At 66.8% G+C, this 14,980-nt stretch carries 13 protein-coding genes and 1 pseudogene; all 14 read right to left on the bottom strand.

All coding sequences use genetic code 11. The annotated features are described in order from the left end of the window. Position 1: 1 nt before the first annotated feature. The 14 genes and pseudogenes from D1F64_RS11690 to D1F64_RS23340 all read right to left on the bottom strand — a co-directional run bounded on the left by D1F64_RS11690 (position 2) and on the right by D1F64_RS23340 (position 14,907). Positions 2–1,267, bottom strand: a complete 1,266-nt coding sequence (locus tag D1F64_RS11690) for an allantoate amidohydrolase (RefSeq protein WP_117412593.1) — start codon at positions 1,265–1,267, stop codon at positions 2–4. Between the two features lie 135 nt (positions 1,268–1,402). After that, entirely contained in the window at positions 1,403–1,948 is a 546-nt protein-coding gene (gene uraD, locus D1F64_RS11685; protein ID WP_117412592.1) for a 2-oxo-4-hydroxy-4-carboxy-5-ureidoimidazoline decarboxylase, read from the bottom strand. 55 nt (positions 1,949–2,003) lie between these two features. Further along, on the bottom strand, positions 2,004–3,134 hold the full coding sequence (locus D1F64_RS11680) for a urate hydroxylase PuuD (RefSeq protein WP_248304434.1): 1,131 nt from the start codon (positions 3,132–3,134) through the stop codon (positions 2,004–2,006). Positions 3,135–3,212: 78 nt separating this feature from the next. Beyond that, positions 3,213–4,577, bottom strand: a complete 1,365-nt coding sequence (locus D1F64_RS11675; protein ID WP_117412591.1) for a nucleobase:cation symporter-2 family protein — start codon at positions 4,575–4,577, stop codon at positions 3,213–3,215. A 164-nt stretch (positions 4,578–4,741) separates the two neighbouring features. Then, a complete protein-coding gene (locus tag D1F64_RS11670; RefSeq protein ID WP_117412590.1) occupies positions 4,742–5,809 on the bottom strand; it encodes a BMP family ABC transporter substrate-binding protein in 1,068 nt (355 codons plus the stop codon). A 68-nt stretch (positions 5,810–5,877) separates the two neighbouring features. After that, positions 5,878–6,798, bottom strand: coding sequence for an ABC transporter permease (locus D1F64_RS11665; RefSeq protein WP_117412589.1), 921 nt, complete (start codon positions 6,796–6,798; stop codon positions 5,878–5,880). Continuing rightward, positions 6,795–7,907, bottom strand: a complete 1,113-nt coding sequence (locus D1F64_RS11660; RefSeq protein WP_117412588.1) for an ABC transporter permease — start codon at positions 7,905–7,907, stop codon at positions 6,795–6,797. The genes D1F64_RS11665 and D1F64_RS11660 overlap by 4 nt, the downstream gene beginning before the upstream one ends. After that, positions 7,897–9,488: pseudogene (locus D1F64_RS11655) on the bottom strand (ABC transporter ATP-binding protein). Before D1F64_RS11655 ends, D1F64_RS11660 begins: the two are co-directional and overlap by 11 nt. A gap of 10 nt (positions 9,489–9,498) precedes the next feature. Beyond that, positions 9,499–10,341, bottom strand: a complete 843-nt coding sequence (xdhC, locus tag D1F64_RS11650; protein WP_248304433.1) for a xanthine dehydrogenase accessory protein XdhC — start codon at positions 10,339–10,341, stop codon at positions 9,499–9,501. Further along, complete coding sequence (locus D1F64_RS24575; protein WP_248304432.1) at positions 10,233–10,505, bottom strand: XdhC family protein; 273 nt, start codon at positions 10,503–10,505, stop codon at positions 10,233–10,235. Before D1F64_RS24575 ends, xdhC begins: the two co-directional genes overlap by 109 nt. Beyond that, positions 10,505–12,829 carry a xanthine dehydrogenase molybdopterin binding subunit gene (xdhB, locus tag D1F64_RS11645; protein WP_117412587.1) on the bottom strand — a complete coding sequence of 775 codons (2,325 nt, stop codon included), beginning with the start codon at positions 12,827–12,829 and terminating at the stop codon, positions 10,505–10,507. The genes D1F64_RS24575 and xdhB overlap by 1 nt, the downstream gene beginning before the upstream one ends. A gap of 66 nt (positions 12,830–12,895) precedes the next feature. Further along, positions 12,896–14,392: a xanthine dehydrogenase small subunit gene (xdhA, locus tag D1F64_RS11640; protein ID WP_117412586.1), complete on the bottom strand. Its 1,497-nt coding sequence runs from the start codon at positions 14,390–14,392 to the stop codon at positions 12,896–12,898. A 3-nt stretch (positions 14,393–14,395) separates the two neighbouring features. After that, a complete protein-coding gene (gene uraH / locus D1F64_RS11635; RefSeq protein ID WP_117412585.1) occupies positions 14,396–14,746 on the bottom strand; it encodes a hydroxyisourate hydrolase in 351 nt (116 codons plus the stop codon). Between the two features lie 11 nt (positions 14,747–14,757). Continuing rightward, complete coding sequence (locus D1F64_RS23340; RefSeq protein WP_162901486.1) at positions 14,758–14,907, bottom strand: hypothetical protein; 150 nt, start codon at positions 14,905–14,907, stop codon at positions 14,758–14,760. Positions 14,908–14,980 lie beyond the last annotated feature (73 nt).

The raw sequence follows: 14,980 nt of genomic DNA, 5'->3' as shown, positions 1-14,980 counted from the left end.
ATCAGGTCCTTTCCTGCTGCGCAAGGGTCTCGATGACCCGCACCAGCGCTTCAACGGCGACACCCATGTCCTGCGGCGTCGCGTATTCCAGAGGACTGTGGCTGATTCCCGCCCGGCATCGGACGAAGATCATGCCGACGTCCGTGAGCCTGGCCATCGCCTGCCCATCGTGACCGGCGCCCGACATCAGCTTGCGCGGCTGCAGGCCCATGCCGGAGAACGCCGTCTCCATCGCGGCCTGCAGGCGCGGCGCGCACGGCACGGTTGGCGCATCGTGGAAGCGCTCGAAGCCGAAGATGCAGCCGCGCCGCGCGCCGATACGCCGTCCGGCATACTGGATCGCCTCGCAGGCTTCAAGCCGCGCGGCGTCGCTGGCGGCACGCACGTCGAGCGAGAACTTCACGTCGCGCGGAATCACATTGACCGCGCCGGGCAGCGCGGTGATCTCGCCGACGGTCGCCACCAGCGAGTCCTTCACGCCGGCGCTCGCGATCTTCTCGATCTCCAGCATCAGTTCGGACGCCGCCGCCAGCGCGTCGTGGCGCAGCGCCATGGGCACGGTGCCGGCATGGCCCGCCTCGCCGCGCACGCTGACGCGGAAGCGGCTGGCGCCGGCGATCGCCGTGACGATGCCGAGCGGCCGGTTCTCGGCCTCCAGAACGGGGCCCTGCTCGATATGCACCTCGAGATAGCCGATGACGTCGCGCGGATCATAGGCGGCGGCGCCGGCCTTGTCGGGATCGCAGCCGAAGGCGGTGAGCGCCTCGCGCACGGAGACGCCGTCGGCGTCCATGCCCTGCAGCGCCTGCCAGTCGAGCGCGCCGGCGACAGCCGAGGACGACAGCAACGTGGTGGGAAAGCGCACGCCCTCCTCGTCGCCGAAGGCCAGGATATCGAGACCGAAGGGCAGCTCCGTGCCGCTGTCGCGCAGGCTGCGCGCCGCGAGGATGCCTGCGACGACGCCGAAGTTGCCGTCGTATTTGCCCGCGTCGCGCACCGTGTCGATGTGCGAGCCGATCAGCAGCCGCCGGTTGGAGCCATCCGAACGGGTGGGCGCGAGATGGCCGCGCACGGTGCCGAGGTTGTCCTCGGAGACCTCAAGACCCGCGTCGCGCATCCAATTCGCCACCTCATCGGCCGCCGCGCGGTGCTCCCGGCTCAGATAGAGCCGCGTCAGCGCGCCTTCGTCGCTGGTGTGGCGGGCGAGCGCCTCGATGTAGTTGGAAGCCGCCTGGGCAAGATTGGATTCAACTGGAGTCTGGGTCATTTATCGACAGGATTTCCACAAGCTTTCAACAGGGTATCAACAGGCATTCAACACGATCCGCACAGGCGGCATGCCCCGCCAGGAGCCGAAAACGCGCCGTTTCAGGTGCGCATTGCACAGCCTCCGGCTCCGGGCTCAGATGTCGCGCACCCGGTCGCGCAGGCGGAAGCGGAAGATGCGGGCGATCTGGCTCAGGGCCATGTCGAATTCCGTCTGCCTGTCGTTGCCGATCCGGGCCTCGAAACTCTCCAGGATCTGATGACGGGTGGCGCCCTTCACCGCGAGGATGAAGGGAAATCCGAAGCGCTCCTTATAAGCGGCATTGAGCGTGTTGAAACGGGAAAACTCCTGTTCCGTCATCTGATCAAGCCCGGCGCCCGCCTGCTCGCGGCGCGAATCCTCCGCCAGTTGTCCAGCCAGCGCGGCGCGGCCGGCGAGATCGGGATGCGCCCGGATCAGCGCCAGCTGCCGCTCGCGGGGCGCGGCGCGCATCACCGCGTCGAACGCGCCGGCCAGCGCCTCAACATCGGCGAAGGGGCGACGGTCCGCGGCGGCCTCCGCCACCCAGGGCGAGTGCTCGGCGATATCGGCGAAACGGGCCGCAAAGACATCGCGCGGCCAGGCGTTGATTTCGGCGAGGCTCCAGGGTCCCTCGCCCGCGTCTTCATCGGTTTGAGGCATTCATCGTCCTATTGGCTGGCGAGCCACGCGCCGAGCTTCTCCCGCTCCTCATCCGTCATGCCGGTCTCGTTGCCGAGCGGCATGGCCTGGGAGTGCACGGCCTGGGCCGTGATCTGGACGCGGAAGCGGCGCAGGTCGTCGAGCGTCTCAAGATGCACGCCGTTGGGGCTTCCTCGAAGCCCTCGTGACGCGGCACCTTGGCGTGGCACATGGCGCAATGGGTGCCGGTGATGGTGAGCACTTCCGCGTCCGAGATCACGTCGGCGTCCGCATCAATCCCCTTGGGCGCCGTCATCACCATGGCGGCAGCGAGGCCGATGGCGGCGACCGGCAGCGTCCAGGCGATCTTGGCCAGCGGATCGCCCGCCTCGTGCCGGTTGAAGAAATGCCGCACCATGGCGCCGATGACGATGATCAGCGCCACCAGGATCCACGAATGCGGGTGGCCGGAGAGCATGGGATAGTGGCCCGAGACCATCATCACCAGCACCGGCAGGGTGAGATAATTGTTGTGCACCGAGCGCTGCTTGCCCATGGCGCCGAGCGCCGGATCGGGCGGCTCGCCCTTGAGCAGCGAGGCGGTGATCTTCTTCTGGTTGGGCACGATCACGCCGAAGACGTTGACCGCCATGATGGTGCCGATGAAGGCGCCGACATGGATGAAGGCCCCGCGGCCGGAGAAGATGTGCGTGTAGCCATAGGCGGCGAGCAGGATCAGCGCGAAGACCAGCCCGGCCAGCAGCGGCGTGTTCCTGCCGATCGCGGACTTGCACAGCTGGTCATAGACGATCCAGCCGGCGCCCAGCGTGATGATCGACATCAGCGCCGCCTCGCCCGGGGTCATGGCAAGCTTCTGCGGGTCGATCAGATAGACGTTGGCGTTGAGATAGTACTGAACCACCAGCAGGCAAAAGCCCGTCACCCAGGTGAGATAGGCCTCCCACTTGTACCAAAGCAGATCCTCGGGCAGCTCGCTGGGCGCCACGGTGTATTTCTGCACGTGGTAGAAGCCGCCGCCGTGCACCTCCCAGGCGGTGCCCAGCACCCCTTCTGGTTGGCCCGGGCGCTTGCGCAGCGCCAGATCGAGCGCGATGAAATAAAACGACGTGCCGATCCAGCCGATGCCGACGATCAGATGCGCCCAGCGCAGCAGAAGATTGAGCCAATCGGCCAGAAACGGTGTCATGGGAGGTCCGCCAAGGTCTTCGAATATCGGGTGGGAAAGCGGCGGCGGACCGAAGCCCGCCGCCCGTATCGTGCAGGCCTATGCCTCCTCTTCCGCCGCTTCGTGCGGCAGCGCGAGGTTGAGGAGCACGGCCAGAATGGCCGAGGGCAGCAGACCGGAGGTCAGCAGGATCTGCGCCGTCTTGGGCAGGTGCTGAAGCGCGCCCGGCTCCAGCTGCAGGCCGAGGCCGACGGACAGCGACACGGCGAAGATCACCATGTTGCGGCGGTTCCAGACCACGTCCGAGAGCATGTTGATGCCCGCGGCCGCGACCATGCCGAACATCACCACCACGCCGCCGCCGAGCACGTTGATCGGCACGGTGGAGACGGCTGCGCCGATCTTCGGCAGGAAGCCGCAGATGATCAGGAAGATCGCCCCGTAGGTGACGACATGGCGGCTCATGACGCCCGTCATCGAGATGAGACCGACGTTCTGGCTGAACGAGGTGTTCGGCAGGCCGCCGAAGACACCGGCGACCGCCGTGCCGAGACCATCGGCGAAGGTCGCGCCGGAGATCTCCTTGTCGGTCGCCTCGCGGCCCGCGCCGCCCTTGGTAATGCCCGACGTATCGCCCACGGTCTCGATCGCGGAAATCACCGCCATCAGGCACATGCCGATGATGATCGAGGCGTTGAACTCGACGCCCCACTTGAACGGCATCGGGATCGAAAACGCAGCCGCATTGCCGATGTTGCCGAAGTTCACCTGTCCCATGAACAGCGACACGATGTAGCCGGCGATCAGGCCGACAAGAACGGCGGCCACCGACAAGATGCCGCGGGCGAAGAACTTCAGGCCCAGCGTGACCGCGATCACCACCAGAGCCGGAAACCACATGGCGAAGGTGCCGTAACCCGGCTTGCCCATCAACGGAACGCCGCCGGCGGTGTACTGGATGCCGACGCGGATCAGCGACAGACCGATCATCAGAACGATCAGGCCGGTGACGAGCGGCGGCAACGCGAAGCGGATGCGGCCGATCACCGTTCCCAGGAAGAAATGGAAGATGCCGCCGATGACGACACCCGTCATCAACCCGGCGAGACCGGCGACGCCCTGCCCCGCGACGGCCGGGATCATGACCGGCAGGAAGGCGAAGCTGGTGCCCTGGACGATCGGCAGGCGCGCGCCGACAGGCCCAAAGCCGATCGTTTGAAACAGCGTTGCGATACCGGCGAACAGCATCGAAATCTGGATCATGTAGATCATGTTCGGAAAGTCGGGCGAGTTCGATCCAAAGCCGAAGCCCGCGGCTCCCGCAACGATGATCGCGGGCGTGACGTTGGAGACGAACATCGCCAGGACATGCTGAATGCCCAGCGGCACCGCCTTGCCGATGGACGGTGTCCAGTTCGGATCCTTGAGTTGCGCCGCCGTTGCGCCGAGATGGTTGTTAGACATGCTGTTCCCCGTTGTTGACGCATTGGGACTGCGCCCCCGCAGCCGTGTCCAATGCCGGTATTGACTATCGTTCCGTTGTTCTCCCGGTGTTTCGCTCCCGAAGGCGCCGGGCAGGCTGGAATCCCGCCCGGCGCCTCATTTTTGCTCCTGCGTCGCGATGCGCCTTATTGCGGCAGCTTGTCGTCGACGCCCTTGACGTAGAAATTCATGCCCAGCAGCGTGCCGTCGTCGGCCACTTCGCCGTCCTTCAGCCACTCCGTGCCGTCCTGCTTGGTGATCGGGCCGGTGAAGGGATGGAAGGCGCCGGACTTGATCTTGCCCATGGTCTCTTCCGCCATCGCCTTCACGTCATCCGGCATGTTGGTGAACTCGGCCATGTGGACCATTTCCATGTCGAATCCGCCCCAGGTGTCGGTCGACGTCCAGGTGCCGTCCATGACGGCGGCAACCCGCGCGTTGTAGTAGTCCGCCCAGTTGTCGATGATCGCCGTGAGCTGAGCCTTGGGGCCGAACTTGATCATGTTGGAGGCCTGACCGAAGGCATGGATGCCGCGCTCCTCGGCGACCTGCATGGCGGCCGGGCTATCGGTGTGCTGGGTCAGGACGTCGACGCCCTGATCGATCAGCGCCTTGGCGGCGTCGGCTTCCTTGCCCGGGTCGAACCAGGAGCTCACCCAGACGACCTTGAGCTTGAAGTCCGGGTTGACGGACTGCGCGCCGAGCAGGAAGGAATTGATGCCGCGCACCACTTCCGGGATCGGGAAGGAGGCGATGTAGCCGGCGGTGCCGGTCTTGGACATCCTCGCCGCGATCTGGCCGATCACATAGCGGCCTTCATAGAAGCGCGAGGAATAGGTGGAGACATTGTCGGCGCGCTTGTAGCCCGTGGCGTGCTCGAATTTCACGCTGGGGAACTTCTTCGCCACCTTCAGCGTCGGGTCCATGTAGCCGAACGAGGTGGTGAAGATCAGCGTGTTTCCGGCGCGCGCCAGGCGCTCGATGGCGCGCTCGGCGTCCGGGCCTTCCGGCACGCTTTCGAGATAGGTCGTCTCGACCTTGTCGCCGTATTTTTCCTCGATGGCCTTGCGGCCCTGGTCGTGCTGGTAGCTCCAGCCGAAATCGCCGGTCGGGCCGACGTAGATGAAGCCGATCTTCAGCGGATCGGCGGCATGGGCCGCGCCCGTGACAAGGCCCAGGGCCAGGGCGGCTGCGGTGAGAAGTCTGGTTTTCATGACGGCTCCCTTCTTGGATGCTGTGTGCATTTGGGGTTTCTTTCAGAGTTCCGGCCGGAAGGCTGGGATCAGCGCTCCGGCACGAAGGTGCGTCCCAGCGCCGCCGGCGTGTTGATCAGCGTCAGCCGGCGGTTGCGGGAAATCAGGACGAGAACGAGGATCGTCGCCAGATAGGGCAGCGACGCCAGAAATTGCGACGGAATGCCGATGCCCAGCGCCTGGGCATGGAACTGCGCGATGGTCACCGCGCCGAACAGATAGGCGCCGGCGACGACGCGCCAGGGCCGCCAGGAGGCGAAGACCACCAGCGCCAGCGCGATCCAGCCGCGCCCCGCCGTCATGTTCTCCACCCATTGCGGCGTGTAGACGAGGCTCAGATGCGCACCGGCGAGCCCGGCGCAGGCGCCGCCGAACATCACCGCCAGATAGCGCACCTTGATGACCGAGACGCCCAAGGCATGCGCCGAGGTGTGGTTGTCGCCGATGGCGCGCAGCACGAGCCCCGCGCGGGTGGCGAAGAGGAACCACATGACGCCGATGACCAGCGCGAAGGAGGCGTAGACGATGACGTCCTGCCCAAACAGCACGGTACCCAGGAACGGGATGTCCGACAGCAGCGGAATCTCCACCGGCGGAAGCCGGACGCCCGGCTGGCCGACGAAGCCTTCGCCGATCATGCCCGACAGCCCCAGCCCCAACAGCGTCAGCGCCAGGCCTGTCGCCACCTGATTGGCCACCAGCGTCTGGGTCATGAAGGCGAAGAGCACGGACATGAGCACGCCCGCCCCCACACCGAACAAAATGCCGGCATAGGCGGAGCCGGTCCATTGGGCGCCGGCGAACCCCATCACCGCGCCCATGATCATCATGCCCTCGACGCCGAGGTTGAGCACGCCGGAGCGTTCGGTGATCAGCTCGCCGATGGCGGCGATGAGAAGCGGGGTTGCGGCAGTGATGACCGTCAGCAGGATGGGCTCGATGATGCTCATAGCGCTTCCTCCGCCGGCGTGAGATCGGGCAGCGGCTCGGCGGTCTGCTTTGTCGAGACAAACCGCAGCTTGTAGAGGATCAGCGTGTCGCAGCCCAAGACGAAGAACAAAAGCATCCCCTGGAACACCCGGGCGACCTTGTCCGAGATGCCCATGGTCACCTGCGCCGCCTCGCCGCCGAGATAGGTCAGCGCCAGCACGAGCCCGGCGATGAGAATGCCCAGCGGATTGAGCCGGCCGAGGAAGGCGACGATGATGGCGGTGAAGCCGTAGCCCGGCGAGATCACCGGCTGAAGCTGCTGCACCGAGCCCGACACCGTGGCGATGCCGGCGAGTCCCGCAAGCGCGCCGGAGACGAGGAAGCCGAAATAGACCATCCGGGTGCGCGAGAAGCCGGCGAAGGCGCCGGCGCGGGCCGACTGGCCGAGCACCTTGACCTCGAACCCCTTGAGCGTCTTGCCGAGCATGACGGCGATCGCGGCGACCGCGACCAACGCGAAGACGACGCCCCAGTGCATCGCGCCGTAGCCGATCAGCGAGGGCAGGATCGAGGCTTCGGTGAAGTCGCGGCTTTCGGGGAAATTGTAGCCGCCGGGGTCACGCCAGGGGCCGCGCACCAGCCAGTCCAGCAGCTTGTCCGCCACATAGACCAGCATCAGCGAGGTGAGGATCTCGTTGGTGCCGAAGCGCGTCTTGAAGAAGGCTGGGATGGCGCCGTAGAGCGCGCCGCCCAGCATGCCCAGCGCCATCATCAGCGGAAGCACCAGAAAGCTGTCCCATTCCCAGAAATACACCGGGATGATGGCGCCGAAGATAGCGCCGAAAGTGTATTGGCCTTCCGCGCCGATGTTCCAGATGTTGGACAGGAAACATACCGACAGTCCGACGGCGATGAGCACCAGGGGTGCTGCCTTGGCGGCGAGTTCCTCCAGCGACCAGCTCTCCGTGAGCGGTTCGATGAAATAGAAATACAACGCGCGCAGGGGATCGTAGCCGAGCGCCCCGAAGAGAATGGCGCCGGTGATGACCGTCAGCCCCAGCGCGATCAGCGGCGAGGCCAGAGCCATCGCCTTCGACCGTTCCGGCCGTCTTATGAGTTCAAGCCGCATCCGTCGTCGCCCCCGCTTGCGCCAGATCCGTGTGATCGCGTTCCCCCGCGCCGCCCATCAGCAGGCCGATGCGTTCGCGCGTCATGGCGGACGCCGACTCGGCCTCCGACAGATGCCCGCGCGAGATCACCGCGATCCTGTCGGCGAGTTCGAAAATCTCGTCGAGATCCTGGGAAATCACCAGCACGGCCGCGCCCGAGCGCGCCAGATCCACCAGCGCCTGGCGGATCAGCGCCGCCGCGCCCGCATCCACCCCCAGGTGGGCTGGTTGACGATCATCACGCCGGGATTGCGGTCGAGTTCGCGGCCGACGACGAATTTCTGCAGGTTGCCGCCCGACAGCGCATGCGCTTCCGGGTCATCGTGGCTCATGCGCACGTCGAACGCCCCGGTGATCTTCTTTTCCAGCCGGCTGGCGGTCTTGCGGTCGACGAACAGCGAGCGCACCAGCCGGTCGAAGGTGGAATGGCGCGTCAGCACGATGTTCTCGCTGAGGCTGAGGCCGGGCACAGCGCCGTGGCCCAGCCGCTCCTCGGGCACGAAGGCGGCGCCCGCCCTGCGGCGCGCGGTCACATCCATGTTGCCCACGGGCTTGTCGTCGATGCGGATGGATTGAGGATCGATCACCAGCCGCTCGCCGGAGATGGCGTCAAACAGCTCGCTCTGGCCGTTGCCGGCGACACCCGCGATGGCGACGACCTCGCCGGCGCGCACCTCGAGGTCCACGTGATGCAGCGCCACCGCGAAGGGGCCTGCGGCGGCGAGCGAGACATCGTTGAGCGCCAGCCGCACGGCGCCGGTCTCCCCGCCGCGAACCGCCTTGACGATGCCGATGTCGGCGCCGACCATCAGGCTCGCCAGCGTTCCGGCGGTCTCCTTCGTGGGATCGCAATGGGCGACCACCTTGCCGTGGCGCAGGATGGTGGCGTCGTGGCACAGCCGCTTCACCTCCTCCAGCCGGTGGCTGATATAGAGGATCGCGCAGCCTTCAGAGGCCAGCCGGTCGAGCGTCGTGAACAGCTTTTCCGCCTCCTGCGGGGTGAGCACCGAGGTCGGCTCGTCCATGATGATCAGGCGCGGGTGCTGCAGCAGGCAGCGCACGATCTCGATGCGCTGGCGCTCACCCACCGACAGATCGGCGACGCGCCCGTGCGGGTCGAGCGGCAGGCCGTAATCGACCGAGACTTTCGTGATGGTGGCGGCGAGATCCCGCATCGGCGGCGGATCGGCCATGGCGAGCGCCACGTTCTCGGCCACCGTCAGCGCCTCGAACAGCGAGAAGTGCTGGAACACCATGCCGATGCCGAGCGCGCGGGCGGCGGCGGGCGTCGGTATGGTCACCGGCTTGCCGCGCCACAGGATCTGGCCCTCGTCGGGATCGAGCGCGCCGTAGAGGATTTTCACAAGCGTCGACTTGCCCGCGCCGTTCTCCCCCAGCAGCGCATGGATCTCGCCCTCGCGGATGGTGAAATCGACCTGGTCATTGGCCTTGATGTCGCCGAACCGCTTGACGATGCCGCGGGCCTCCAGAAGCACCGGAGACCGGGTGGCCGCATCGTCGATCGCTGGACTGCCGGACATGGTTCTCCCCCTAGTTCGCATCCGCGAGGCGCACGAGCGGCGCTTCGACGTCACCCGGTGCCTCAACGCCTGCCATGGCCGCCGCGGCCTCCCGCCGCACCAGCAACTCCGCCACGGTGGCCGCCGCCAGCACCGCGGGCTCCTTGCCGGCGATGCCCTTAACGCCGATCGGGCAGACGAGCGCGCCGAGCGCCTCCTCGCACAATCCCGCCTGGCGCATACGCGAGAGGAAGCGCGCGCGTTTGGTCGCGCTGCCGATCAGCCCGACGTAGTCGAAGCGCCCCGCGTCCAGCGCCGCATGCACGATCTCCTGATCCAGCGTGTGGCTGTGCGTCATCACCAGCACGAAGGCGCCGTCTTGCGCCTCAGCCAGAACGCTTGCCGGGTCCGCCTCATGCCGGCACACCACGTTGCCCGGAACATGGTAGGGGAAGGCCTCGGCGCGCGGATCGACCCAGGTGACGGAAAAGGGCAGCGGCGCGAGCGCCAGCACCAGCGCGCGCGCCACATGTCCCGCGCCGAAGAGATAGAGCGGCGTGCGCGCCGCACCAAACCGCTCCAGCAGCACGCCGTTTTCAAACCGCGCGGCCGCGCCGTGCAACTCCGCGTCATCGATGACGGAGCGTTCCAGGGGCGCGGCGCCGGAAACACGGGCACGGGTGACGAAATCGCCCTCCGCCTCGAGCGCCGCCAGCGCCCGGACCGCATGAAGCCGGTCGGCTGAGAACATCTCGAAGGCCAGCGTCACGCGGCCGCCGCAGCACTGGCCGAGATCGGGCCCAACACATGCTCGCGGGTGACGAACCCTTGCGGCGCGGCGAACAGCTTCTGCGCCTGCGCCAGCGCCTGCCATTCCAACCGGCCGCCGCCGATGGTGCCGTGAAATCCGCCGTCGGGCCGCACGACCATGCGCGCCCCGGCCTCGCGCGGCGCGGAGCCGCGGGTTTCGATGATGGAGACCAGCACGCAGGCGCCCTGAGCCTCGATATTGTCCGCGACCTGTGCCCATCCCGCCATCACGCCGGCTCCGCGGTCTTTGTGGCGCGGATGGCCGCAAGAATGGCTTCCGGGGTGGCCGGGGCGTCGAGCGGCGGCACGACGCCGGGCTTGATACTGGCGATGGCGTCGGTGATCGCGCCGAAGACGGAATTGGCAAGCATCAGCGGCGGCTCGCCGACCGCCTTGGAGCGGTAGATCGTCGGCTCGGGATTGCCCAGCGAGCGCCACAGATCGACGCGGAAATCCTCCGGCACGTCGGATGCGGTGGGGATCTTGTAGGTCGACGGCGCGTGGGTTCTGAGCTTGCCCTTGTCGTCCCACACCAGCTCCTCGGTGGTCAGCCAGCCCATGCCCTGGACGAAGCCGCCCTCGATCTGGCCGATGTCGATGGCCGGATTGATGGACTTGCCCACGTCATGGAGGATGTCGACCCGGTCCACCCGCATCTCGCCGGTCATCGTGTCCAGCGTCACTTCCGAGCACGCCGCGCCATAGGCGAAATAGAGGAACGGGCGGCCCTGCGCCTTCTCCCGGTCCCAGGTGATTTTCGGCGTCGCATAGAAACCGGTTGAGGAAAGCTGGATGCGCGCCACGTGCGCCTGATGGGCGAGGGTCGCCAGCGGAATCACCTTGCCGCCGCAGATCACGGTGTTGTCGGCGAATTCGACCGCATCGATGGGGACGCCGTGCTTGTCGGAGGCGAAGCTGGCCAGCCGGTGGCGGATGACTTCCGCCGCCCGGCGCGCCGCCATGGCGTTGAGATCGGATCCCGACGAGGCCGCCGTCGGCCCCGTGTTGGGCACCTTGCCGGTATGGGTGGCGGTGATCGAGACGCGGTCCAGCGTCACGCCGAGTTCGTCGGCCACCACCTGGGCGACCTTGGTGAACAGCCCCTGCCCCATCTCTGTGCCGCCGTGGTTCAGGTGCACCGAGCCGTCCTGGTACAGATGCACCAGCGCGCCGGCCTGGTTGAGATGGATGAGCGTGAAGGCGATGCCGAATTTCACCGGCGTCAGCGACAGGCCCTTCTTGAGGATGTGGTTCTCGGAATTGAATCGCCGGATCGTCTCGCGCCGGGCGCGGTAGTCGCTGGTGCGCTCCAGCTCCGAGACGATGCCGCTCAGGGTGCCGGTTTCCTCCACCGGCATGCCGTAGTGGGTGACGTCGCGGCCGTCCGCATAGAAATTGGCCTTGCGGATATCGAGCGGATCGGCGCCCAGAGAAATCGCGATGGAATCGATCATCCGCTCGGCGGCGATCATGCCCTGCGGGCCGCCGAAACCACGAAACGCCGTGTTGGAGCAGGTGTCGGTGCGCATGCGCCGCGAGGTGATCAGCGCGTCGGGATAGAAATAGGCGCTGTCGGCGTGGAACATCGTGCGGTCGTTGATGCCCAGCGACAGATCGGCGGAATAGCCGCAGCGCGACGCGAAGGCCATGTCGACCGCCTGGATGGTGCCGTCGGGTTCAAACCCAACCGTGTAGTCGACCCGGAAATCATGCCGCTTGCCGGTCATGATCATGTCGTCATCGCGATCGAGCCGGATCTTGCACGGACGCCCGGTGACCTGGGTGCCAAGCGCTGCGAGCGCCGCCCACTGGTTGGCCTGACTTTCCTTGCCGCCAAACGCCCCGCCCATGCGGCGGACCTCGATGGTTACCTTGGCCTCGCTGAGCCCGAGAACCTTGGCGACCGTGTGCTGAACCTCGCTGGGATGCTGTGTGGAGCTGTGCACGGTGATGTCGCCGGCGTCGCCCGGCACGGCCAGCGCGATCTGGCCCTCGAGATAGAAATGCTCCTGGCCGCCGATGTGCATGTTGCCCGAGACGGTGCGTTGCGAGGTCTCCAGCGAGGCTTCCGGCTGGCCGCGGCGGAATTCATAGTCCGGCAGCACCGTGTCGCCGCCGCGCGCGAGCGCATCATCGACGCTGATGATTGGATCGCGCGCCTCGACCTCGATCTTCGCTAGAATACTGGCGCGCCGGGCCTCGTCACGCGTTCGGGCGAGCACGGCGAAGACCACCTGGCCGTGAAACAGGATCTCGTCGATGGCGAGCACCGGATCGTCGCCGATCGACGGCGAGCAATCGTTGGTGCCGCGAATGTCCTCGCCCGTCAGCACCCGGACCACGCCCGGAGCGGCACGCACGGCGGACAGATCGACGCTGAGAATGCGCCCGCGCACGGCATCGCGCGCGTAGCCCGGCGCAATGTGCAGCGTGCCCGCTGGCTCGCGCATGTCGTCGACGTAGATGGCCTGTCCGCTGACGTGGCCGGCGGCGCTGTCGTGCGGCACGGGCTGGCGGACGGACGGGCCGGACCGGCTCACCGGGTCCGGCATGTCATGCGCCTCCGGCGCGGGGCTTCGCGCGCCGGAGGGTCTTTCACCTCAAGGGCATCGGGGGCGTCAGGCAACCGGGTCAAGCGCCGCCTCCCTGATTCCGGTGATCCGCGTGCGCGCGGTGTTCATGCCGGCGATCTCCACCAGCGCCTTGGCCAGCAGCGCGCGCGCCGTCTCGCTGCGATAGCTGCTGCTGGCGCGCATGTCGGTGAGCGGCGTGAATTCCTCGCCGATGCAGCGCAGGGCGCGCGACCAGGTGCCCGGTTCGGACAATCGCGCACCGATCAGCGCGCTTTCGGCTCCCTTCGCGCGCTTGGGCGTCGCCGCCATGCCCCCGTAAGCGATGCGCGCCTTGCCGATCGTCAGACCATCATCTTCCAGCGTGATCCGGAACGCGCCCATGACGGCGGAAATGTCCTGGTCGAAGCGCTTGGAGAGCTTGTAGGCGCGGAAGCGGTGATTGGGCTTCATCTTGGGCACGAACACGCCGGTGACGAGCTCGCCCGGGCGCAGATCCTGCTTGCCGTAATCGATGAAGAAATCCTCCAGAGGCACCGTGCGGGCTTCCGATCCGCAGCGCAGCTCCAGCGTCGCGCCGAGCGCGATCAGCGCGGGCGGCGTGTCGCCGATGGGCGAGCCGTTGGCGATGTTGCCGCCAACCGTGCCACGGGCGCGCACCTGCATGGAGCCAATACGCCGCCACAGCTCCCCCAGATCGGGATCAATCGCGGCGATGGCGGAATGGCTGCGCGCGTAGGTGGCGGTGGCGCCGATGATCAATCCGCCTTCGACCGTTTCCACCCGATCCAGCCCGGCGACCCGGCCAAGCCAGATCACCTTGGGCAGATCGCGCAGCTGCTTGGTGATCCACAGGCCCACATCCGTGGCGCCGGCGACCAGCGTCGCGTCCGGATGCGCCATGAACAGATCGGTCAAGGCGTCGACGTCGGCGGGGCTTGCGAAAAAGCGATCCTCGTCGCCGATAAACAGGTTCGCGCCGTCGTCGAGCGCGCCGAGGGCGGAGAGCGTCTCCGCAGCGTTCTCGCTCCAGGCGTCGTCGGCGGGTTCGAAACACACCTCCATCGCCGCATCGATGATCGGCCGGTAGCCGGTGCAGCGGCAGAGATTGCCCGCCAGCCGGTCGTTGACGGCCTTGCGGTCGGGCGCGCCGTGGTCGTCGTGATAGAGCGTGAACAGGCTCATGACGATACCCGGCGTGCAGAAGCCGCATTGGGAACCGTGGTGGCGCAGCATGGCGTCCTGCACCGGATGCAGCATGCCCTCGCCGGCGCCTCGCGCGAGATCATCGACGGTGACCACCTCGCAGCCGTCGATCATGCCGAGAAGCTGGATGCAGGCGTTGACCGGCTCGTAGCGCACGACCCCGTCCTGAACCCGGCCGATGGCCACGGTGCAGGCGCCGCAATCGCCCTCGCCGCAGCCTTCCTTGGTGCCGCAGCTTCCCTCGCGCAAACGCAGGTAATCGAGCAGCGTTTCCGCCGGTCCGACGTTGGTCAGGCTGACGGTCTCGCCGCGTCTGAAGAACCGGAGCGATGCGCGCATGAGTCAGCTCCCCTTGTAGGTCGAATAGCCGTAGGGCGAGATCAGCAGCGGCACGTGATAATGCTCCTCGCCCGCGGCGATGCCGAAGCGGATCGGAACCACATCGAGAAAGGCCGGCGCGGGCAGATCGTGCCCCTGGCCGCGCAGATAGTCGCCGGCAAAGAACGTCAACTCGTAGACGCCGGGCGCATAGGCGTCGCCTTCGAGCAACGGCGCGTCGACCCGGCCGTCATTGTTGGTCGCGACGGTCTTGAGCAGTCCCGCGTCATCGCCCAGACGCCTGAGCTCGATCGTCAGGCCGGCGGCGGGACGTCCCGACGCGGTATCCAGAACATGGGTGGTCAACCGTCCCATGGAACTCCCGATCAAAAAGCCCGTTCAGGCACAATGCTGTCATCGGGCCAAAACAAAAATACACCAAGATTGTGATTCTGAACCGCCCGGCCTTCGTCGAACACCCGTTCGCGCGCCCAAACCGCCCTTGATCCCCGGTTCGCCGGTGTTGCGGCGATCATTCGCCGCGCTCTCCGCCAGCAAACACACGATCACAATTTGAGCATGGTGATTCAGTGTGCACCAGTCTTAACG

This window comes from Breoghania sp. L-A4 (assembly GCF_003432385.1).
Lineage (GTDB): Bacteria > Pseudomonadota > Alphaproteobacteria > Rhizobiales > Stappiaceae > Breoghania.
This window is presented reverse-complemented; position numbering and strand designations above follow the sequence as displayed.